This window comes from Gordonia cholesterolivorans (assembly GCF_039531975.1).
GTDB classification, from domain to species: domain Bacteria; phylum Actinomycetota; class Actinomycetes; order Mycobacteriales; family Mycobacteriaceae; genus Gordonia; species Gordonia sihwensis.
Map to the genome: position 1 here is coordinate 228,096 of NZ_BAAARB010000004.1, position 21,241 is coordinate 249,336.

General features: G+C 68.8%; 21 protein-coding genes. 9 read left to right on the forward strand and 12 right to left on the reverse strand.

Annotation, left to right across the window (positions count from 1 at the left end; genetic code table 11):
- Positions 1-110: 110 nt before the first annotated feature.
- Together ABFX36_RS05845 and ABFX36_RS05850 are read right to left on the reverse strand one after the other, a co-directional pair.
- Positions 111-650 (reverse strand): alkyl hydroperoxide reductase, encoded by a 540-nt coding sequence (locus tag ABFX36_RS05845; RefSeq protein ID WP_222111112.1) that lies wholly within the window; start codon positions 648-650, stop codon positions 111-113.
- Between the two features lie 55 nt (positions 651-705).
- The gene (locus ABFX36_RS05850; protein ID WP_006896288.1) at positions 706-1,293 is read right to left on the reverse strand and encodes a peroxiredoxin; all 588 of its coding nucleotides are present in this window, start codon (positions 1,291-1,293) and stop codon (positions 706-708) included.
- A 138-nt stretch (positions 1,294-1,431) separates the two neighbouring features.
- Between ABFX36_RS05850 and ABFX36_RS05855 the strand changes: the two genes are divergently transcribed.
- Entirely contained in the window at positions 1,432-2,418 is a 987-nt protein-coding gene (locus ABFX36_RS05855) for a hydrogen peroxide-inducible genes activator (protein ID WP_346075371.1), read from the forward strand.
- Here the strand turns inward: ABFX36_RS05855 and ABFX36_RS05860 are convergent.
- Together ABFX36_RS05860 and ABFX36_RS05865 are read right to left on the reverse strand one after the other, a co-directional pair.
- The gene (locus ABFX36_RS05860; protein WP_428832043.1) at positions 2,402-4,546 is read right to left on the reverse strand and encodes a DEAD/DEAH box helicase; all 2,145 of its coding nucleotides are present in this window, start codon (positions 4,544-4,546) and stop codon (positions 2,402-2,404) included. The genes ABFX36_RS05855 and ABFX36_RS05860 overlap by 17 nt on opposite strands.
- On the reverse strand, positions 4,543-5,559 hold the full coding sequence (locus ABFX36_RS05865) for a proteasome assembly chaperone family protein (protein ID WP_045540550.1): 1,017 nt from the start codon (positions 5,557-5,559) through the stop codon (positions 4,543-4,545). Before ABFX36_RS05865 ends, ABFX36_RS05860 begins: the two co-directional genes overlap by 4 nt.
- A 142-nt stretch (positions 5,560-5,701) precedes the next feature.
- Between ABFX36_RS05865 and ABFX36_RS05870 the strand changes: the two genes are divergently transcribed.
- Both ABFX36_RS05870 and ABFX36_RS05875 read left to right on the forward strand, forming a co-directional pair.
- Positions 5,702-6,334: a hypothetical protein gene (locus tag ABFX36_RS05870; RefSeq protein WP_052692473.1), complete on the forward strand. Its 633-nt coding sequence runs from the start codon at positions 5,702-5,704 to the stop codon at positions 6,332-6,334.
- 110 nt (positions 6,335-6,444) lie between these two features.
- Positions 6,445-7,557 carry a DUF4192 domain-containing protein gene (locus tag ABFX36_RS05875; protein ID WP_006896293.1) on the forward strand — a complete coding sequence of 371 codons (1,113 nt, stop codon included), beginning with the start codon at positions 6,445-6,447 and terminating at the stop codon, positions 7,555-7,557.
- A gap of 11 nt (positions 7,558-7,568) precedes the next feature.
- Here ABFX36_RS05875 and ABFX36_RS05880 read toward each other — a convergent pair whose 3' ends face one another.
- Positions 7,569-8,249 (reverse strand): iron-dependent transcriptional repressor DtxR, encoded by a 681-nt coding sequence (locus ABFX36_RS05880; protein WP_006896294.1) that lies wholly within the window; start codon positions 8,247-8,249, stop codon positions 7,569-7,571.
- Positions 8,250-8,374: 125 nt separating this feature from the next.
- Between ABFX36_RS05880 and ABFX36_RS05885 the strand changes: the two genes are divergently transcribed.
- Both ABFX36_RS05885 and ABFX36_RS05890 read left to right on the forward strand, forming a co-directional pair.
- On the forward strand, positions 8,375-9,619 hold the full coding sequence (locus ABFX36_RS05885; protein WP_006896295.1) for an acetoin utilization protein AcuC: 1,245 nt from the start codon (positions 8,375-8,377) through the stop codon (positions 9,617-9,619).
- Positions 9,612-12,404 carry a bifunctional acetate--CoA ligase family protein/GNAT family N-acetyltransferase gene (locus ABFX36_RS05890; RefSeq protein ID WP_006896296.1) on the forward strand — a complete coding sequence of 931 codons (2,793 nt, stop codon included), beginning with the start codon at positions 9,612-9,614 and terminating at the stop codon, positions 12,402-12,404. The genes ABFX36_RS05885 and ABFX36_RS05890 overlap by 8 nt, the downstream gene beginning before the upstream one ends.
- A gap of 64 nt (positions 12,405-12,468) precedes the next feature.
- Here ABFX36_RS05890 and ABFX36_RS05895 read toward each other — a convergent pair whose 3' ends face one another.
- Positions 12,469-13,467 (reverse strand): sigma-70 family RNA polymerase sigma factor, encoded by a 999-nt coding sequence (locus ABFX36_RS05895; RefSeq protein ID WP_006896297.1) that lies wholly within the window; start codon positions 13,465-13,467, stop codon positions 12,469-12,471.
- Positions 13,468-13,587: 120 nt separating this feature from the next.
- Positions 13,588-14,178, reverse strand: coding sequence for a TetR/AcrR family transcriptional regulator (locus ABFX36_RS05900; protein WP_006896298.1), 591 nt, complete (start codon positions 14,176-14,178; stop codon positions 13,588-13,590).
- A gap of 33 nt (positions 14,179-14,211) precedes the next feature.
- Here ABFX36_RS05900 and zapE point away from each other — a divergent pair, with 33 nt between their 5' ends.
- A complete protein-coding gene (gene zapE / locus ABFX36_RS05905) occupies positions 14,212-15,285 on the forward strand; it encodes an AFG1/ZapE family ATPase (RefSeq protein WP_233500081.1) in 1,074 nt (357 codons plus the stop codon).
- On the opposite strand, the gene map is transcribed toward zapE, so the two are convergent.
- Positions 15,272-16,057: a type I methionyl aminopeptidase gene (map, locus tag ABFX36_RS05910; RefSeq protein ID WP_006896300.1), complete on the reverse strand. Its 786-nt coding sequence runs from the start codon at positions 16,055-16,057 to the stop codon at positions 15,272-15,274. The genes zapE and map overlap by 14 nt on opposite strands.
- Positions 16,058-16,135: 78 nt before the next feature.
- Here map and ABFX36_RS05915 point away from each other — a divergent pair, with 78 nt between their 5' ends.
- Positions 16,136-16,447 (forward strand): helix-turn-helix domain-containing protein, encoded by a 312-nt coding sequence (locus tag ABFX36_RS05915; protein WP_006896301.1) that lies wholly within the window; start codon positions 16,136-16,138, stop codon positions 16,445-16,447.
- Positions 16,448-16,450: 3 nt separating this feature from the next.
- Here the strand turns inward: ABFX36_RS05915 and ABFX36_RS05920 are convergent, their stop codons facing one another.
- The gene (locus ABFX36_RS05920) at positions 16,451-16,867 is read right to left on the reverse strand and encodes a DUF3099 domain-containing protein (RefSeq protein ID WP_006896302.1); all 417 of its coding nucleotides are present in this window, start codon (positions 16,865-16,867) and stop codon (positions 16,451-16,453) included.
- Positions 16,868-16,902: 35 nt separating this feature from the next.
- Between ABFX36_RS05920 and ABFX36_RS05925 the strand changes: the two genes are divergently transcribed.
- On the forward strand, positions 16,903-17,133 hold the full coding sequence (locus tag ABFX36_RS05925) for a DUF3039 domain-containing protein (RefSeq protein ID WP_006896303.1): 231 nt from the start codon (positions 16,903-16,905) through the stop codon (positions 17,131-17,133).
- A 7-nt stretch (positions 17,134-17,140) separates the two neighbouring features.
- On the opposite strand, the gene ABFX36_RS05930 is transcribed toward ABFX36_RS05925, so the two are convergent.
- On the reverse strand, positions 17,141-18,250 hold the full coding sequence (locus tag ABFX36_RS05930; RefSeq protein WP_006896304.1) for a YihY/virulence factor BrkB family protein: 1,110 nt from the start codon (positions 18,248-18,250) through the stop codon (positions 17,141-17,143).
- Between the two features lie 188 nt (positions 18,251-18,438).
- Here ABFX36_RS05930 and ABFX36_RS05935 point away from each other — a divergent pair, with 188 nt between their 5' ends.
- Positions 18,439-20,187 (forward strand): DEAD/DEAH box helicase, encoded by a 1,749-nt coding sequence (locus tag ABFX36_RS05935; protein ID WP_006896305.1) that lies wholly within the window; start codon positions 18,439-18,441, stop codon positions 20,185-20,187.
- 50 nt (positions 20,188-20,237) lie between these two features.
- Here the strand turns inward: ABFX36_RS05935 and ABFX36_RS05940 are convergent, their stop codons facing one another.
- Together ABFX36_RS05940 and ABFX36_RS05945 are read right to left on the reverse strand one after the other, a co-directional pair.
- A complete protein-coding gene (locus tag ABFX36_RS05940) occupies positions 20,238-20,423 on the reverse strand; it encodes a DUF7455 domain-containing protein (protein WP_045538182.1) in 186 nt (61 codons plus the stop codon).
- Positions 20,424-20,547: 124 nt separating this feature from the next.
- Positions 20,548-21,171 (reverse strand): TetR/AcrR family transcriptional regulator, encoded by a 624-nt coding sequence (locus ABFX36_RS05945; protein WP_045538181.1) that lies wholly within the window; start codon positions 21,169-21,171, stop codon positions 20,548-20,550.
- Positions 21,172-21,241: the final 70 nt, after the last annotated feature.

The window sequence follows — 21,241 nt, forward strand, 5'->3', positions numbered from 1 at the left end:
ACGTCAGACGGCGGTTGCCCACCTGAAATGACGGCAGGCCCCGAGCACGTGAAGTTCACGCGCTCGGGGCCTGCCCGCATGTGGCCCGCAGTGGTGCGGGCGGCAGTCCGTCAGACTCCCGCGGCGGCGAGTGCCTCGGCGGAGGTGATCGCCTGGCCGACGCCGGCCACGATCGACGCGACCTTGAGGGCCTCGAACACGACCTCGCGGTCCTGCCCGCCCTCACGGACGACGTTCTCGTGCGCGCCGACGCAGTGCTCGCAGCCGTTGATCGCCGACACCGCCAGCGACCAGAGCTCGAAGTTCACCTTGTCCACGCCCGGGTTGCCGATGATGTTCATCCGCAGACCGGGACGCAGGTCGTCGTACTTGCCGTCGAGGAAGCCGCGGCCGCGGTAGAACACGTTGTTCATACCCATGATCGAGGCGGCGCCGAGGGCGGCGTTGTACGCCTCCGCCGACAGGTTGTCGGCGGCTTCGTCGGCGATCTCACGCAGCACGGTGGCGTTGCGGGTCGCCGCGGCGGTGGCCAGCAGCGTGCCCCACAGCTGCTCCTCGTTCAGCACCGTGGTGCGGCTGATCGAGGAGAGGTTCAGCTTGAGATCCTTGGCGTACTCGGGGAGTGCGTTCTTCAGGTTGTCGATGCTCATATCGCTCGATCCCTTCGAGTGTGAGGTGGCGTGGAAGATCCGGGAACGGCCCGAATCAGACGCCCGCGCTCATGAGCTCGCCCGCGTTGATGGTCGGGTCGCCCTTGCGCCAGTTGCAGGCGCACAGCTCGTCGGACTGCAGGGCGTCGAGCACGCGCAGGACCTCGTCGACGTTGCGGCCGACCGAGCCCGCGGTGACCGACACGAACTGGATCTCGTTGTTCGGGTCGATGATGAAGGTGGCGCGATCGGCGACGCCGTCGGCGTTGAGGACGCCGGTGGCCTCGACCAACTCGCGCTTGAGGTCCGAGAGCATCGGGAAGGGGAGGGTCTTGAGGTCCTCGTGCTGGGCGCGCCACTGGAAGTGGACGAACTCCGAGTCGATCGAGGCGCCGAGCACCTGGGTGTCGCGGTCGGCGAACTCGTCGTTCAGCTTGCCGAAGGCGGCGATCTCGGTGGGGCAGACGAAGGTGAAGTCCTTCGGCCAGAAGAAGACGACGCGCCACTTGCCCGCGTGGTCGTCGCTGGTGACCGTGGTGAAGTAGTCGTCCGGCTGCTGCGCGTCGACCTTCGAGAGGTCGCCGCCGATGACGGCGGTGAGGTTGTAGGCCGGGAACTGGTCGCCGATGGTGAGCAGAGCCATGTGTGTACTCCTTCAATTCGGATTCATGTTGCGGGAGAGAAGATTCCGGCGGAGAAACGGTCGGTTTCCCGCCTGGAGTCCATTCTGCCCGAAACCCAGTGAAAAGCAAATGCGATAGTAGTCACTATATTAATAGGCATGACCGATCAAAGTTATCAGCCGCCCATCACCGCACTGAGGGCGTTCGTGTCCGTGGCGAAGCACTTGCACTTCGGCTCCGCCGCAGCCGAACTCGGGGTCAGTCAGCCCTCGCTGTCACAGGCGCTGGCCGGACTGGAGGCGGGGCTCGGACTCCGGCTCGTCGAACGGACCACCCGGCGGGTGATGCTGACGGCGGAGGGCCGCCGGCTGCTCGGGTCGGCGATCGCGGTGTGCGACGCCGTCGACGACTTCCTGCTCGATGCCGCCGGCGACCTCGACCCGCTGTCGGGGACTCTCCGGTTGGGATTGATCCCGACGATCGCGCCCTACATCCTGCCCCGGGTGCTGCACGGGCTCGCCGATCGCCGACCGGCGCTCGATCTGCTGGTGGTGGAGGATCAGACCGACCGTCTGCTCGGACAATTGCGCGACGGAGCCCTCGATGCGGCGGTCCTCGCCCTGCCCGCCGGCGCACCGGGGATCGGCGAGATCCCGATGTACGCCGAGGACTTCGTCCTCGCGCTGCCGCAAGGACATCCGCTCGCCGGACGGAAGCGGCTGTCGCCGAAGATGCTGGAGGATCTTCCGCTGCTGCTGCTCGACGAAGGACACTGCCTGCGCGACCAGGCTCTCGAGGTGTGTCAGCTCGCCGGCGTCTCACCCGATCTGCGTCAGACGCGGGCCGCGTCGCTCACGACCGCCGTGCAGTGTGTCGAAGGCGGTCTGGGAGTGACGCTGATCCCGCAGACCGCGGTGGCCGTCGAGACCGCGGCGGGTGGACTCGCCACGGCCGAGTTCGCGCGTCCGCGGCCCGGCCGCACGATCGGCCTCGTGTACCGGGAGTCGTCGGGCCGGGGCGAGGCCTACCGCGCGCTGGCCGCCGACATCGCTGAACTGGTGGCCGACGGAGGCGCGGTGACCCCGGCGGGCACGCGGTCCGGCGGCACCGACGGCACCGCCGTCGACCTCACATCTGAGCGGTGAGCTGCTCCCACTCGTCGATGAGGCTGGAGTCGACGTCGCGGATCAGATCGCCGAGTTCGTCGGTGATGTCCTCGATCTCGTCGGTGACCGCCGACATCGGCAACCCGCTGTTCAGTGCGCGGTAGCAGTCGGTCAGGTACCGCAGGACGACGCCCTCGCTGCGCGCGAGCCCGAGGTCGGAGATGAGCTCGGTGAAGGTCATCGACCGCTCCCGCATGTACCGCAGGACGGATTTGGGCGACGGGGGAGTGTTCGCCAGCCAGGGATGGCCCCGGCGATAGGTCTCGTATGCGAAACCGATCTCCTCGGCGAGCGGCTGCGGCCACGTGATCTGCTCGAGTCGCTCCATGCGCTCCTCGTACTCGATCCCGTCGGCCTTCATCTCGGCGACGGCGGCGTCGCGCGCCTGCTTGCGCTGCGCGACGAGCACGGGGCGCGGATCGTCGAGGGTGCATTCGAGTATCGAGATCACATCGAGCGCGTAGGTGTCCGAATCGGTGTCGAGGAGTTCGAACGCGGCGACCGCGAACGCCGAGAGCGGATTGGTGAGGGCGAAGTTCTCCGGCAGGTCGATGGAGAGTTCCACGTGCTTCCCGTCCGCCGCGGGCCGGTCGAGCTTCGTCACGATCCCGGTCTCGCACAGGTCGCGGTACAGCGCGATGGTGTGCTTGATGTGGCGCAGTTGCCGCGAGCGCGGTTCGTGGTTGGTCTCGAGCAGATGCCGCAGCGCCGCGAAGCAGTCGCCGGGCCGTTCGAGCACTTCCATCAGCATCGCGGTGGTCATCCGGAAATGCGACTTCAACTCTTCGTCGGGAGCGTCGATCAGCGTTTCGAAGGTCTTCTCGCCCCAGCTGACGAACCCCTCGGGGGCTTTGCGGCGCACCACCTTCCGCAGCTTCTTGGGGTCGTCGCCCGCCTTCGCCACGGCGCGCGCGTTCTCGACGTCGTGTTCGGGTGCCTGGGCCACCACGTAGCCGACGGTGTCGAAACCCGCCCGGCCGGCACGGCCGGCGATCTGGTGGAACTCCCGCGCTCGCAGCCGGCGCACCCGGTGGCCGTCGTACTTGGTCAGGCCCGCGAACAGCACGGTGCGGATCGGTACGTTGATGCCCACGCCGAGGGTGTCGGTTCCGGCGACCACCTTCAGCAGGCCGGCCTGCGCCAGCCGTTCGACGAGCCGCCGGTAGCGGGGGAGCATGCCCGCGTGATGCACGCCGATGCCCGACCGCAGGAGTTTCGACAGGGTGCCACCGAAGCCGGTCTGGAACCGGAAGTCGCCGATCGCCTCGGCGATGGCCGCCTTCTCCTCCTTGTCACAGATCTTCACCGACAGCAGCGCCTGGGCGCGTTCGACGGCCTGTTGCTGCGTGAAATGAACCACGTAGACCGGCGCCCGGCCGGCGTCGATCAGCTCGGCGATCGTCTCGTGGATCGGGGTGATCGCGTATCGGTACTGCAGTGGCACGGGCCGCTGCGCACCGGTCACCGGCACGGTGGTGCGGCCGGTGCGGCGAGTGAGGTCGTCGACGAAGAAGTCCATGCTGCCCAGCGTCGCCGACATTAGCAGGAACTGCGGCTGCCGGTCGACAGCGGTCTCGGGCGACGGATCCGGCAGTTCGATCAGGGGGACCTGCCAGGCCCAGCCGCGGTCGGACTCGCCGTAATAGTGGAATTCGTCGGCCACCAGGACGCCGACGTCGGATCCGGCGCCGTCGCGCAGGGCGATGTTGGCGACGATCTCGGCGGTCGCGCACACGATCGGCGCGTCGGCGTTGACCGACGCGTCGCCGGTGAGCAGACCGACATTGGCGGCACCGAACTGATCGCACAGATCGAAGAACTTCTCGCTGACCAGGGCTTTGATCGGCGCTGTGTAATACGCGCGCCGCCCCCGGCAGAGCGCGAAATAGATGGCGCCGGAGGCGACGAGCGACTTGCCCGATCCGGTTGGCGTCGCCAGGATCACGTTGCTGCCCGAGACGAGCTCGAGAAGCGCCTCCTCCTGATGCGGGTACAGGTCGAGCCCGCGAGACGCCCACCACGTCGTGAACCTCCCGAATGCGAGATCTTCGTCAGTGGTGGGCGTCAGCGGAACGGTGTCGCTCGGTTCCGTGGCCGGCGTCGTCAGCTCGGATCACGTCCTTGTGTGTCGTCGGGCCCGGTGTCGCTCTCGTCGTCCGGCTCCGGGAAGGCGCCGTCGCCGAGTCCGTCGAACTCCGCGGCGTGTTCGGCCAGGAACCGCTCGAACTCCGCACCCAGTTCGTCGCCCGAGGGGACATCCTGGTCGGCGGCCAGCAGCGAGGCCTGCTCGTTCTTCGCGCGCATGTAGGCGTCGTACTGGTTCTCCAGCGACGTGACGACGGCCGCGACCTCCGCATTGGACGCCACCTCGCCGTCGATCTGCTCGCGCATCTGCTCCGCGGCGTTCTCGAGCGCCGCGACCGGCAGTTCGAGACCGGCGACCTTTCCGATCGCCTGGATCAGTGCGGCGGACGCGCCGGGGTAGTTGGCCTGCGCCAGGTAGTGCGGAACGTGCGCGGACAGGCCCGCGGTGCGGTAGCCGGCCTGGCCGAGCCGCAGTTCGAGGAGCATCGACGCGCTGGCGGGCAGCTTCATCGGGTTGCCCCAGCGGTTCAGGTCGCCGAGAGCGTCCGAATCGTTGCCGTGCGCGGTGATCGAGGCAGGCCGCGTGTGCGGAACCGCCATCGGGATCGAGTTCAGACCGACCACCTGCGAGACGCCGAACCGCTCGGCGAGTGCGGTGATCGCGGTGGTGAACTGCTCCCAGCGCAGGTCGGGCTCGGGTCCGTCCAACAGCAGGAACGGAACCCCGGCGTTGTCGCGCACCGCGTGGACGGTGAGCTTGTGCATGTCGATCCCGTCGAACTCCACACCGCTGAAGGAGATCATCGGCCGCCGTGACCGGTAGTCGATCAACTCGTCGGTGTTGAACGTCGCGACCAGTTCGGAGTCGAGGGCCTCGCGCAGGTGCGTCGCGGCCAACGCGACGGCGTGTCCGGCGTCGGCGTAGCCCTCGAGGGCGTGGATCAGCACCGGTCCGTCGCCGTCGGCGCCGTACACGGCGGGAGCCGGGAACTCGAGATCGTAGAGCTTGCGGGGGTCGTCCTGCCGCTCGTCCATGGTCTCTCCCTTCGAATGTGACATCTCATTGTCCCGTACGGGACTCATCGCGTTCAACACGGCTCCGCGGCGGGTCATTCCCGTGTCGCAGCCGCGCGGATGGCACAGTGGTGGTGTGCGACTTGTTGCTGGAGTGAAGTCTGTGGCTGCCGTGTTGATGGTGACCGGGGCGGCGTCGGCGTGCGCCGTGACGGGAGAGGCAGTCCCGTCACTGGATCTCTCGTCGAAGTCGGTACCGAGTTCGGCGTTCCCCTACGGCCCCGGGCAGCCGGTCCCGTCCGCCCAGGTCCCGGGCATCCTGGCGGATATCACGTTCCGTCCGCTCCGCGGTGAGAACACCCCGGCCGACTGCACTCCGGCGCCGGTGGATGCGCCGACGGCGAGGGTGCTCGTGGGGCCGGGAGGGCCCGCGCAGGGGACGCTGACCACGATGGTGGTGCGCGCCACCGACAGCTTCGACGACTTCGTCGCGCGGGTCCGCCGGTGCGGGGAGTTCGCTCTCGGCGGAACGGTCGGCACGTCGGTGGCGACCGAGGTCACTCCCGTCGACGGCGGTGTTCCCGGAGTCCGGCTCGACCGCCGCATCCGAATGGGACCGGCCGATCAGCCCGCGCCGCCGCCGACGAGTTCGGTGACCGAGTTCGTGGCGCAGCAGGGGGACATCCGCATCTACGTGCAGAATCGGCGTCCGGGCGGCGACGATCTCGGCGCCGAGGAACTGGGCGCCACTCGCACGCTGTTCGACGCCGCACGGACACGCGCGTTCGGCGGCTGACGCACCACCGACGGGCAAACGCCCAGGTCGATCTGTGCATCGACGCCTTGTCGGTCAACATCGGCCGGCGGGGTCTTCCCGGCCGGCCGCGTCGAGGCCAGCGTGGGTGCATGACCAATTCACTCAGCATTCCCGCAGGCGGCCACACCGACGGTCGCTCCGATCCCGACAAGTTGCTCGCCGCGGTCCCGGGGCTGCTCGGCTTCGTGCCCGAACAGTCGATCGTGCTGCTGGTGTTCGGTGCCGACCGCACTGTCGTGGCGACCATGCGGCACGATCTGTGCCTGACCAAGAACGGTTCGCCGTCCGCCGGCATGCGGCAGCTGTTCATCCGGTTGGGGACGCTCGCGGCCTCCTACGGGGCCATCGGCACCGTCGCGGTGATCGTCGACGACCGCTACCCGCCCGACGACGACCGCTACCGCGCCGTCGCGGCGGCTGCGAACAAGGGCTTCGGCCCCGCGGGCGGACTGTCCGCGGCGTTCGCGATGGCACAGGCCGCCTCGGGCAGCCGGTGGCACACCGTGTGGCGACCGGCCGGGGGCCGAGCGGCGCCCTATCCGTTCACCGCGGCGGTGCCGGCCACCGGAGTGCTGTCGGACCCCAACGCCTCGCCGACCGCGCTGGAGCGCGCGGTCCACTCCGGCAGACGGATTCTGGCGCGGCGGTCGGAGATGCTTGCGCTGCTGTCGCCGGAACCGCACTGCGCCCGGGCGGGCTGCCGCGGCGTGTCACCGGTTCCGGTGCGGCACGAACCCGGCCGCGTCGACGCGCAGGGGCTCGCATTCGCGCTGGGAACGCTGGCCCGTTTCAGCGCCGGCGACACCGATCTGACGTGCGCGGACGTGAACACCCTCGCCGAAGCGCTGGTGTCGGTACATGTGCGCGACGCGCTGCTCGGACTCTCGCTCACCGAACAGCGCGGCGCGGCGGAGGATCTGTGGCGCACCCTGACCAGACGGCTCGACGGCCATGCCCGCGCGGCGGCGGCCACACTGCTCGGGCATCTGCACTACATGGCCGGGGAGGGCGCGTACGCGGGCGTGGCGTTCGGCGTGGCGCACGACGCCGACCCCGACTACCATCTCGCGAACCTGCTCGACACCGCACTGATCAACGGCATGCGACCGAGGGAACTGCGCGGACTCGCCGAACTCGCATACGAGATCGCCGAGAGCCTCGGCGGCCCTCTGCCCGCCCCGGTGCACGAGCCGGCCGGCTGACCGTGCGGTGATCAGGTCTTGTTGACGAAGATCGCGTGCGAGATCTCCGAGGACAGCGTCAGCCCCTCGTGTCCGGGAGTGTTGATGATGACCGCACGGGGTGTCACGTTCACCGACACGCGTGCGTTCGGCACCACGCCGGCCTGCCGCAGCTCGGAGATCAACTCCGGGTCGGCCTGCGCGTGCTCGGACATACGCGTGATCACGACGGTGCTCTCGCCCTGAGGGAGGTCGACGAGCCGCACCGAGGTGTCCTCGCGCGCACTGGCCTCGACCCCGAGCTGCTCCAGCCCGGGAATCGGATTGCCGTACGGCGACGTCGTCGGGTTGTCGAGGACCTCGACGATGCGCCGCTCGACGTTCTCGCTCATCACGTGTTCCCAGCGGCAGGCCTCGTCGTGCACCTCGTCCCACGGCAGACCGATCACGTCCACCAGCAGCCGCTCGGCCAATCGGTGCTTGCGCATCACTGAGATGGCCAGATTGCGGCCCTTGTCCGTGAGTTCGAGATGCCGATCGCCCGCGACGCGCAGGAGCCCGTCGCGCTCCATGCGGGCCACCGTCTGCGAGACCGTCGGTCCACTCTGTTCCAGGCGCTCGGCGATGCGAGCGCGCAGCGGGATGATCCCCTCCTCCTCAAGGTCGTAGATCGTCCGCAGATACATCTCTGTGGTATCGACAAGATCGTTCACGAAGCCTCAGTCCTTTCGCCTCAGTTCAGGTTACCTGTAAGGCAGGGCGTCAGGGGCACCTGATGCAGTCCCCGAGTGGCGTGAAACCGTTAGCGTGACAGGGTGATGCGAAAAGAGGCGAGGCGATGAGTGCGGCGATCATCTGGAGCGAGCACTTCATGGAGTACAAGTGGGCCTACACCCACCCGATGAGTCCGGTGCGCCTCGCCCTCACGATGTCGCTGGCGCGCAGCCTCGGTGTGCTCGACGACGTGGACACGATCGAGCCGCTGCCGGTGGACGACGGGCTCCTGACCACCGTCCACACGCAGGGTTACGTCGACGCGGTCCGGGCCGTCAGCTACGGCACCGCCTCGCTCAACGGCCCGGTCCTCGAGCGTCTCTTCGGCCTCGGCAGCGCGGACAACCCGATCTTCGAGGGCATGCACGATGCGGGAGCGATGCTGGTCGGCGGCTCGGTGGCCGCGGCCGCGGCGATCGCGTCCGGAAGTGTGCGCCGAGCGGTCAACATCGGCGGCGGCATGCATCACGCGATGAAGGGCCACGCCGCCGGCTTCTGCATCTACAACGACTGTTCGATCGCGATCCGCTGGCTGCTCGAGCACGGCTACGACCGGATCGCCTACATCGACGTCGACGCGCACCACGGAGACGGCGTGCAGGCCGAGTTCATCGGCGACCCGCGGGTGATGACGGTGTCGCTGCATCAGCACCCCGCGACGCTGTGGCCCGGCACCGGCTGGGCCACCGAAGTGGGCGAGGGACCGGCCACGGGCACCGCGGTGAACGTCGGACTGATGCCCGGGCTGCCGGACTCGTTGTGGCTGCGCGCCTTTCACGCCGTCGTTCCGTCGATGGTGGAGGCGTTCAAGCCGCAGATCCTGGTGACGCAGATCGGTGTCGACAGCCACCGCGACGACCCGCTCACCGACCTGGCACTGACCGTCGACGGCCACGCCGCCGCGGTCCGGGCGTTGCGCGAACTCGCCGACCGGTACTGCGAGGGACGCTGGCTGGCCGTCGGCGGCGGGGGATACGGCGTGATCAACGTGGTCCCGCGCAGCTGGACGCATCTGATCGGCGCGGCGCTCGATCGCGACGTGCCCGCGCAGACCCGCATCGGGGACGACTGGCTCGCCGGCGCGCAGGATCTGGCGAAGACGGTTCACCCCGACTACGCGCGGCCGCCGGAGGCCACGATGGGAGACGGCGGCGTCACCGACTTCGTCCGCTGGGACGGCGACGGCAGCGCAGAACCACCCGACGGCGTCTCGGAGACCGCCCAGCGGCAGACCGACAAAGCCATCATCGCCACCCGCCGAGCGGTGTTCCCGCTGCACGGCCTGGACCCGGAGGATCCTCGTGACTGACACGCCCGACACCGGATCGACGGACACCGCGAGCGATACGGAGGACACGCCGACGACCGAGGACGCGCTCCCGCGCGAGTACCCGCGGCAGTGGAGCGCCGACGTCCTCGCCTCGGACGGAGGCGTGGTTCACATCCGGCCCATCATGCCCGCCGACGCCGACCTGCTCGTCGAGTTCCACAACGGTCTCAGCGAACGCACCCGCTACATGCGGTACTTCGGTCCGACGCCGACGCTCCCGCCGCGTGAAGTGGTGCGCATGACGACGGTGGACTACCGCAACCGCGTCGCCCTGCTGGCCTTCCTCGGCGACCGGGTGATCGCGATGGGGCTGTACGAGGGGCTCGCGGCGGACGGTAAACCGACGTCCGCCGAGGTGGCCTTCGTGGTCGCCGACGATCACCAGGGCCGTGGGTTGGGTCCGATCCTGCTCGAGCACCTGGCGGGTGCGGCGGCGGAGAACGGCTTCACCCGGTTCGAGGCGGAGGTGCTGTCGGAGAACCCCAACATGGTGGCCGTCTTTCGTGATGCGGGATATCAGATCAGCCGGGCCTTCGACGGCAGCACCGTGCACGTCGAGTTCCTGATCGATCCCACCGAGGCGCTGACGGCGGTGCGCAACGCCCGCGAGCGTGCCTCGGAGGCACGCAGCATCGCGAATCTGCTGCGTCCTTCGTCGGTGGCCGTCATCGGTGCCTCCGCCGACCCCAAGAAGGTCGGCAACGTGTTGCTGGCGAATGTGCTCGCGGCCGGCTTCACCGGGCCGGTGTTCCCGGTGAACGGTTCGGCGGTGGCGTCCGAACCGGACGACGCTCAGCCGCGCCGCGGTCCCGGACGACCGCCGCGCACCGCACCGCCGTCGGTGCGCGGGATCCGCTCCTATTCGACGGTGCGCGACATCCCCGACCCGGTGGATCTGGCCGTCATCGCGGTGCCTGCCGCCCGCATAGACCAAGTGCTCGACGACTGTCTCGCCAAAGGCGTGCGGACCCTGGTGGTGGTGTCGGCGGGCTTCGGTGAGAAAGGCGAGGCCGGGCTGGAGAACGAGAAGCGGCTCGCCGAACAGGTCCGCGCCCACGGAATGCGCCTGGTGGGGCCCAATGCGCTCGGCGTGGTCAACAACCATCCCGACATCGCGCTGAACGCGTCATTGGCTCCCCGCATTCCGGGGGCGGGCCGCGTCGGATTCTTCTGCCAGTCCGGTGCGCTCGGCATCGCGATCCTCGACACCGCCGCCCACCGCCGGCTCGGCCTGTCGACGTTCGTCTCCGCGGGCAACCGCGCCGATGTGTCCGGGAACGACGTGCTTCAGTACTGGGACACCGACGACGACACAGACGTGGTGCTGCTGTACCTGGAGAGCTTCGGCAATCCGCGCAAGTTCGGGCGGATCGCTCGCCGGGTGGCGTCCAAGAAGCCGATCGTCGCGATCAAGTCGGGCAGCGGGGCGATGTCGCCGGTACACGCCCAGCGCACCGGTCCGGTGCGCGACGACCGCGTGGCACAGATGGTGCTGGAACAGGCCGGGGTGATCCAGGTCGAGACGATCGCGGAGCTCTTCGACTCCGCTACCGTGCTGGCCTACCAGCCGCTGCCCGACGGTCCCCGGACGGCCATCCTCGGAAACTCGTCGGTCATCGCGTCCCTGGCTGCCAACACCGCCCGCAGCTCGGGCCTCGAAGTGGTCTCGATCGTGGATCTGGGGCCGGCCGTGACACACGACGCACTGTCGGCCGCCGTCGCCGAGGCGATGAACGACGACGCGATCGACGCGGTGATCGTGGTGTTCGTCCCGCCGGTGGCCGTCGACTCGTCCGACTACGCGTTGGGCCTGCTGGAAGCGACCCGCCCGGCCGACGGAGGCGACGTTCCGACCAAACCGGTCGTGACGACCTTCCTCGCGGTGGAGGGTGTTCCGCCCGGTCTGTCGCGCACCGGACCGGACGGGCTGCCCGTGCGCGGGTCGATCCCGTCGTACCCGACGCCCGAGCGCGCTGCGAGCGCGCTGGCGCAGGCGTGGCGCTACTCCCGGTGGCGGTCGCGGCCGGCCGCCGCGCCCGCACCCATCCCGGATTCGCGGCCGGAGGACGCGCGCAGCTTCGTGCGAGAGGCGATGGCCGACGGCCCGCGCTCGCTCACTCCGCGCGAGGGGTCGTACGTGCTCGGGCACTTCGGCATCGAAGTGGTTCCGTTCCGGGACGTCCGGACGATGCACGAGGCGTCTGCGGCGGCGCGTGAGCTGGGATTCCCGGTCGTGGTGAAGTCCACCTCGCCGGCCTGGGTCGGTCGGGTGGACCGGGAGGGCGCCCGGCTGGACCTGTCCGACGCGACCGCGGTCATCACCGCGTTCAACGAACTGCAGACCCTCACCGGCGACTCGTCGCTCCAGGTGCAGCGGATGGCGCCGAAAGGCGTCGGGATGTACCTCCGCGTCTCCGACAGTCCGTCGTTCGGTCCGCTGATGTCGTTCGGCCTCTCCGGACGACTGTTCGAGGCGCTCGGTGACCGGAGCTTCCGGTCGATCCCGCTGACTGAGCACGATGCCAGGGAACTGGTCGACGAGCCGAGTGTCCGGACGCTGCTGGCCGAGGACCACACCGATCCGGACGCGCTGGTGGAGTTGCTGCAGCGGGTGTCGGCGCTGATCGACGACGTCCCCGAGATCCGCGAGCTCACGCTCGACCCGATCCTCGCCTCGCCCGACGGGATCTCGGTCCTGGGGTCGCACATAGATGTCGGCCCGGTGCCCACACTCGCGGACACCGGGCCGAGGCGGCTGGGTTGACTCGGGGGATCATCGACCGCAGCCGCCGGTCTGGGGCGGGACCGCGGCGCGGTCCCTCATCGGATCAGCTCGCGTAAGCGCGGAGCTTCTCGGCGCGGTCGCCCTGACGCAGCTTGGTCATGACCTCGCGCTCGATCTGGCGGACACGCTCGCGCGAGAGCCCGAAGGCGCGGCCGATCTGGTCGAGCGTGCGCGGCTGACCGTCTTCGAGGCCGTACCGCATCGTGATGACCTGCATTTCCCGCTCGTCGAGCGTCGAGAGCACCGAGCGGATGTCGGAGTGCAGGAGGTTCGCGATGACGACGGTCTCGGCCGAGGTGGCCTCGGCGTCCTCGATGAAGTCGCCGAGCGGCGCCTCCTCGTCGTTGCCGACGGGCATGTCCAGGCTCACCGGATCGCGGCTGTGGTCCATCAGATCGGCGATCTTCTCAGCCGGGATGCCCGATTCCAGGGCCAGTTCCTCGTCGGTGGCCTCCCGGCCGAGCTGCTGGTGCAGTTCGCGGCGGATACGGGCCAGCTTGTTGACCTGCTCCACGAGGTGGACGGGCAGGCGGATGGTGCGGCTCTGATCAGCCATGCCGCGGCTGATCGCCTGGCGGATCCACCAGGTCGCGTAGGTCGAGAACTTGTAGCCCTTCGCGTAGTCGAACTTCTCGACGGCGCGGATCAGACCGAGGTTGCCCTCCTGGATGAGGTCGAGCAGCGGCATGCCCCGGCCGGTGTAGCGCTTGGCCAGGGAGACCACCAGGCGCAGGTTCGCCTCGAGCAGATGCGCGCGAGCCTGTTCGCCCTCGCGGACGAGAATGGCGTAATCGCGCTTCTTTGCCGGGCTGAGGCGCTTCTTGGTGGCCAGGAGATGCTTCGCATACAGCCCGGCCTCGATGGCCTTGGACAGGTCGACCTCCTGCTCAGCGGTCAGCAGAGCGGTGCGGCCGATGCCGTTGAGGTAGACGCGGACGAGGTCGGCCGAGGGTGACTGCGCATCCAGATCCTGCTCGGTGAGAGCCGGGCGAGTACGGGTGGAACGAGCTTCGGACGGGCGGGCAATCGTCGAGTGAGCCATGCGACCTCCTGGAGATGCGTTTCATCAGTGCGTTCACCAGGTCCAACGTCGCGGGTGCCGGAAAGGTTCCCCGTGGTTGCTGAGAAGTTGCTTAGTCTACCGCTGCGCGGTGGAATCGGCTCATTGGACCAGGTCAGGAAAGTAACGACCGATCGCATCCCGAAGTTCCCGCGCATCGCGCACCGTGCCGGAGAAGTAGGCGAGAGCCGTGACGCCCTCGCAGAACACCATCAGATCCTCGGCCAGATCGTCCGCACCCCGCTCGCGAGAGACACGGGAACGGGCGGCGAAGAGCGCGATGGCTGCGGACCGGGAGAAGAGGCACTCGCTCAGCGCCGTCGCCGTGCCGGCTTCGGCGGCGTCCGGGGCGAGGGCGTAACGGGCACGCACATCGCGCATCCGCACGCCGGTCAGATGGTGAAGATAGTCGGCGATGACCGTGCCCGGTGACGTGCCCGACGACTCGGCGGTCGCCGACACGCGGTGGAAGGCGGCGCGCGAGGTCCGGGTCAGATGCGCGATCGCGCCGCCGAGGAGTGCTGCACGGGTGCGGAAGTAGTAGGACGTCGATCCCTTGGGCAGGTCGAGAGTCCGGTCGACGGCCGAGTGGGTCACCGCGCGGTTGCCGCCGGCGGCGGCGAGGTCGAGCGCGGCCTCGCAGATCGCCTCACGGCGATCGGTCCTGGGAGTGAGATCGGGCACGGCACTCATTGAATCACCCTCTACGAACATAGAGTGTTCGTTATGTGGAAGTGGCGAGAGCAGCGAGCGATGCGTGCGGACCGGGAGCGCCGCGCCGCGGTCCGTGCGGCAGTGCATCAGCGCGCGGCACGGGAAGGGCTGCGTCTCACCGATGGACAACTCGCCGTGCTGCGGTTGCTGTCCGGTGAGGAGAACGTCTACCTCCACGGTCCGCCCGGCCGCGGTAAGAGTTGGCTCGTCGACGCCGTGATCGCGGCACTCGGTGCGCGCCGATGGCATCTGCACGAGTTCTTCCGGGATCTGCACGACGGTATCGGTGCGACCGGCGGGCTCGCCCCGAGCGTGTCCGCACTGGTCGGTTCGGCGCGGGCGGTCTGCCTGGACGAGTTCACCGTCCACGACCCGGCCGACGGAGTGCTGCTCGACCGAGTGCTGCGTGAGTTGCACCGCCGCCGGATCCGTATCATCGTGACCTCGAATCGCGCGCCCGCCGAGCTGATGCCGAACCCGTTGTTCCACTCTGCATTCGAGCCGACCATCGCGACGATCGAAGACATCTTCACCGTCGCGACCCTGGACGACGGCCGCGATCTGCGGGAGGCGGGTGCGGCGGTCGTCCTCGCCGCCGGCGGCTTCCGTCGGGGGCGTTGGACGATCTGCGGTGCGGGATCCGTGCGACGCGCCGGGGGCGGCCGCCCGGTCCCCTCCGGCGAAGAGATGGACGAAGAGGGGACGGTGGAGTTCGGGTTCGGCGAGTTGTGCGAGGTCCCCGCCCATGTATCGGACTACCTGTCGCTGGCCGAGCGCTTTCCGCGCTGGCGGGTGACGATGCCCGACGAGTGCGTCGCCGGCCCCGACGCGCTCGCCCGGTGGGCGGCACTGCTCGACGTCGCCCACGATCGCGACGTGGAGTTGACCGTCGTCGCGAGCTTCGGGCCCGGCGAACTCGCGGACCTGCTGCGTTCTCGGCTGCCCGACGCCGCTCGCGCCGTCAGCCGAATGTCGGCGTGGACGGTCGAGACTGCAGCGACGGTGGAGACTGCAGGCACTGTCGAGACTGCGGACACTGTGGAGACTGCAGACACTGTGGACACGGCGGCTGTCAGCGAGCGGTGAGGACGGTCGGTCCGTCCTCGGTAATCGCCACGGTGTGCTCGGAGTGCGCGGTGTTGCTCCCGTCGGCCGAGCGGATCGTCCAGCCGTCGGCGTCGTAGACGATCTCGTCGGTTCCCGCAGCCCACCACGGTTCGAGAGCCAGTACCATTCCGGGCTTCAATCGGAGGCCGCGGCCGGCGCGTCCGACGTTCGGGACATGTGGATCCTCGTGCATGGTGCGGCCGAGACCGTGGCCGCCGAAGTCGGTGTTCACGCGGTAGCCGTCGGCGGCGGCGACGGCGCCGATGGCGGCGGAGATGTCGCCGAGTCGGCCTCCGGGAAGGGCGGCCGCGATGCCGGCCTCGAGAGCACGGCGAGTGGAGTCGATCAGTCGTGCGTCGGGATCGTCGGTGCGGGACGCGACGTCGTCGTCGAAGCCGACTTGAACGGTGATCGCCGAATCTGCAGTCCAGCCATCGATCGAGACGGCGAAATCCATGGTCAGGAGATCGCCGCGTGCGAGGACGTGCGGGGCGGGCAGGCCGTGCAGCACGGCGTCGTTCACGGACAGGCAGACGACGTTGCGGAACGGTCCTCGGCCGAAGGAGGGGGAGTAGTCCCAATAGCAACTGACCGCGCCGCGATCGGCGATCAGCCGTCGTGCGTGATGTTCCAGATCCATCACGTCGACGCCCGGGCGCGCGAGACGTGAGAGGTCGGTGAGGACCTCGGCGACGAACGCGCCGGTGACCGCCATCTTCCCGATCTCATCCGGCGTTTTGAGCTCCATCATCGTCATCTCCCAGCGTTGGTATTTAAATACCGACACTGTAGCAGCCCCGCGGTATTCGAATACCGCTAAGCTGCGGGTATGGTTCGTCTCCCGTTGACTCCCGAGCAACTCGCCGCAGGCAGACGCCTCGGAGTCCTCTTCCGCTCCGCACGGGCCGACCGCGATCCCGTGCGGGTGGCGGCCGCAGCCGGGATCTCGCCGGAGACATTGCGCAAGCTCGAGTCCGGCCGGATGCCGAGCCCGAGTTTCGGGACCGTCGTCGGGCTGTGCGCGGCGCTGGAGATGCCGGTCGACGATGCGGTCGCGACCTGGCTGGCCGACGGCGTGGACGGCGACCGAGTGGACGGCGACCGTATCGGCGGCGGACGCGACGAACGCGCGGTGGGCTGAGCCCTACTCGCGTTCCGGGCGCTCGGGATCGGGACGTCCCTCCACCTCGGATTCGATGATCCGGTGCGACCGGTCGTCGTAGCGATCGCGATGCGGCTCGGGCGCGATCTCCGGCTGCACGGTGCGGGTGCTGCCGTAGTGATACATCGGGACCTCGCCGTGCTTGCGGGGTTCCCGGTCGTTGGCCTTGAGGACGGCGATCCACGGAATCGGGATGGACGCGACGATGATCGCCAGTGCGATCCAGCCGTTCTGCGTGACGCCGTACACGATCGACGCGATGATCAGTGCGGGGATGCGGATCGACATCATCAGGAAATAGCGGCGCTTGCGGGCGCGGAAGACGGCGTCGCGGTCGGGTTCAGCGCTGGTGATCAGGAAGCTGTCGCCGTCACCATCGCGTCCTCGTCGTTCCGCCATACCTCCATGGTTGCACAGTGGTCCACAATGGAGTCATGGCTACTCAGACGATCGAACGCCCGGACATCGATGAACGCACTGAGGAGGACGATGACACTCCGAAAGTCTTCCACTATGTGAAGAAGGACAAGATCGCCGAGAGCGCGGTCATGGGTACTCACGTGGTCGCCCTGTGCGGTGAGGTCTTCCCGGTCACCAAGTCCGCGAAACCCGGCTCGCCGGTCTGCGAGAAGTGCAAGAAGATCTACCAGAAGATGAAGAAGTAACCGATTCTCAGCGGGCGGTCGGGGCGGGTCCGTCGGGATCGTCCCCGTCCCGGCCGTCGTCTCTGTCCCGGCCGTCGCCCGACCCGCGGCCGTTCAGTGCGCGATTGCGCAGTGTGTCGGTCAGTTCGGTGGTCTGGCTGGTGACCCAGTTGCGCACCACCCCGCCGCCGCGCGGCGCCGGCCACAGTTCCTCGATCGAGGCGTTCAACTCGGCTCCTACGACGATCGCGAAGCCGAGGAAGAAGGTGAACAGGAGGAACGCGATCGGCGTCGCGAGGGCGCCGTAGGTGTAGCCGGCGCGGGTGAGCGCGGTCAGGTAGAAGCGCAGGACGTACGTCGCGACCCAGAAGAAGACACCCGCGAACAGGGCGCCCGGCAGCAGCCGGTGCCAGGGCGCCGGATGCGGCAGCGCGAACCGGTACAGCGTCACCAGCGCGCCGATCAACAGCACCCCCACGAACGGGAAGTAGCCCCAGTCGACCAGATCGGAGATCGCTGGATCCCACGCGTCGGGCAGGATCTGGTGCAGATACGTCGGCCCCAGTGCCACCAGCGGCAGCACCAGGACGCCGGAGACCAGGAAGACCATGTAGATGAGCAGCGCGAAGATGCGTTGCCACACCGGGTGGCGGATCTCGTGCTGTCCGTGTGCGTGCACGATCGAGGAGACGAAGCACGACATCGCCGACGATCCCGCCCACAGCGACATCACGAAGCTCACCGACATGATCGCCACTCGGCCCCGCCCGAGGACGTTCTCGACGGTCGGAGCGATGAGGTCGTCGACCACGTTCGGTGTGAAGGCGTGTTCGGAGAACGAGATGATGCGCTCCGTGATGATCTGCACGGTGTCGGGGCCGAACCAGTCGGCGATGTATCCGAGGCTGCCCAGTACGCCGAGCAGTAGCGGGGGGAGCGACAGAGCCTGCCAGAACGCCGCCTGCGCGGCCCAGCCGATGATCGAGTCGTCCCAGGACTTGACCGTCGTCCGCCACGCCAGACGAGGGATTCCACGTATCACTTCGGGCAGGCTCGCCCGGCTCTGCCGGTCGTCCTGACTCGCGTTCTCCTCGCCGTCGGTGGGCGCGTGGTGCTCGGTGTCGATGCCTACCAGCATGGCGGATGGGCGCCACGCCCGGAGCGAGCGCCCCGCCGGCGGGCGTGGCGCGCAGGCGTGCGGCGGCGACCGCGAGGATGTCCGGCGGCCGGGATAGACTCGTGGAGGTTTTCTCGCGAGGAGGGTGCAGGAGCAGGGTGACCAGCACGGAGACAGAAGTCGGGTCCGGGACGACAATCGGTGACGGGGTGGACGAGGTCGACGGTGAGACTGCTCGGCGCGTGGGATCGGGCGCGCCGCTGCGCGCCTGGCAGCGGCGGGCGCTGACGAAATACCTGACCAGACGGCCGAAGGACTTCCTCGCCGTCGCGACGCCGGGTGCCGGAAAGACGACCTTCGGGCTGCGCGTGGCCTCGGAACTGCTGGCCGACCGGACCGTGGAACGGATCACCGTCGTGGCGCCGACCGAGCATCTCAAGCACCAGTGGGCACAGTCGGCCGCGCGCGTCGGCATCGCGCTGGACTCGAACTTCTCCAACTCGACGGGGTCGACCAGCTCGGACTTCGACGGTGTGGTCCTGACGTACGCACAGGTGGCGGCGCACCCGTCCCGCCACCGCGTCCGCACCGAGCAGTACCGGACGCTGGTGATTCTCGACGAGATCCACCACGGCGGCGACGCGAAATCGTGGGGCGACGGGATCCGGGAGGCGTTCAGCGATGCGGAACGGCGGCTGTCGCTGACCGGAACACCCTTCCGCTCGGACGATTCCCCGATCCCGTTCGTGACCTACGAACCGGAGCCGGGCGGTGGGCAGCGCTCGAAGGCCGATCACTCCTACGGCTACGCCGACGCCCTGCGCGACGGCGTGGTCCGGCCAGTGGTCTTCCTCGCATACTCCGGTCAGGCGAGCTGGCGGACCAGCGCGGGTGAGGAGTTCACCGCCCGGCTCGGTGAGCCGCTCTCGGCCGAGCAGACCTCGCGCGCCTGGCGCACCGCGCTCGACCCCCACGGCGACTGGATCCCCGCGGTCCTCTCGGCAGCCCACCGTCGGCTGATGAAGCTGCGGGACTCGGGTGTGCCGGACGCGGGCGGACTGGTGATCGCGACCGACCAGCAGACCGCGCGCGACTACGCCGAGCTCCTGCTGTCGATGACCGGCAAGAAGCCCGCGCTGATCCTGTCCGACGATCCGAAGTCGTCCTCCCGGATCGCCGAGTTCTCGGCGAGTCAGGACGAGTGGATGGTCGCGGTGCGCATGGTGTCCGAAGGCGTCGACGTGCCGCGGCTGGCGGTCGGGGTGTACGCGACCAATGCGTCGACTCCGCTGTACTTCGCGCAGGCGATCGGCCGATTCGTGCGGTCGCGGCGCCCGGGGGAGACGGCGAGCGTCTTCCTGCCCTCCGTGCCGGTGCTGCTCGACCTGGCGAGCAAGCTCGAGGCGCAGCGCGATCACGTGCTGGGCAAGCCGCATCGTGAGTCGGACGGACTCGAGGACGGGCTCCTGGCTCAGGCCAACAAGCGCGAGGACGAGCCGGGCGAGGACGAGAAGACCTTCGAATCGCTGCACGCCGACGCCGAACTGGATCAGGTGATCTACGACGGTTCCTCGTTCGGCACCACGACACTCGTCGGTTCCGACGAGGAGTCGGACTATCTGGGACTTCCCGGACTGCTGGACGCCGACCAGGTGCGAACGCTGCTGCAGCAGCGGCAGGCCGACCAGGTGACACGACGGTCGGCCGCGGCCAAGGCGCGTCCCGCCGACGACGCTCAGGCGCAGGCCGCTCCGAACGCCGCTGAACGGCAGACGGGGGAGAACCTGCACGCCCTGCGCAAGGAGTTGAACACCCTCGTCGCGCTCCATCACCACCGGACGGGCAAGCCGCACGGCCAGGTCCACAACGAGCTGCGCACTCGCCTGGGCGGTCCGCCGACGGCGATGGCGACCGCCGAACAGTTGCGCGAAAGGATCAAAGCCCTGCGAACCTGGTAGGTTCGCAGGGCTTCGAGCCTGGAGTCAGCCGGCCGTGACCGGCGCGGCGGTCAGTCGACCACCGCCCCGATCTCGACGAGGCGGGCCTCGTGATCGTTGTAGTGGTGGAGGCAGAAGAGCAGCTCTCCACCGGTCGGCAGGGTGGCGCGCACCTTGGCAGCGGCGCTGCAGCGATCGCAGCGGTCTGCGGCAGTCAGCGGCGTCCTCGCGGGTGCGGTCGTGGCGATGTCGCTCATGTCGTCCTCCGTCCCATAGCCGGCGAACCGCGAATCGGTTCGTCGTCCTTCACTCTGTCAGACGAATACCGGCCCCTGAATGTTCCCGGTTGGCCTCGGTGTGTCGCAAATCAATTCATTCGGACTACGGATCGGGCCGATCGGCGCGCACCGGAGCGGCGCCGACCACGCGGAGGGCGATGCCCGCGTAGAAGTCGCCGAGCCGGCTCGGGTCGAGCGGGCCGGACTCGGAGTACCAGCGAGCGATGTCGATCCCCATCGACAGGAGCGAGTTCGTGGTCGTGTGGGGATCGTCGACGTCGAACGCGCCCGAGGCGATCCCGGCGTCGACGATCGCCCGCACGCGCCGAGTGATGTCGCGGCGGAGTTCGACGATCTCGCGGCGGTGTTCGGGAGTCAGACTCGTGAGTTCGTAGTTCACTATCCGTGCGCTGGTGTGTCCCCTCGCGTGCCACTCGGCGAATGCGCGTATCACCGAGGCGAGCCGCTCTGCCGGGTCCGCACCGGGGTCGTCGGCCTGCTCGACGGTCGCGAGGGTGGCCTGGTGGCCGGTGTGCGAGAGCTCGAAGAGCAAGTCTTCCTTGCTGCGGTAGTGGACGTACACCGCCGCCGGACTCATGCCGGCGGCCGACGCGATGTCGCGCGTCGTGGTGCCGTGGAAGCCGCGTTCGGCGAAGGCCTCCAATGCGGCGTCGAGCAGACGCCGCCGGGTGAGCTCGGATCGGGACGGAATGCTCTCGTCGTTCACGCTCGCCTCCTGTGTGCCGGGTCGGTGCCGCACGGTCTCGGATATGAGCCGGGCCGCATCCGGCGAGACC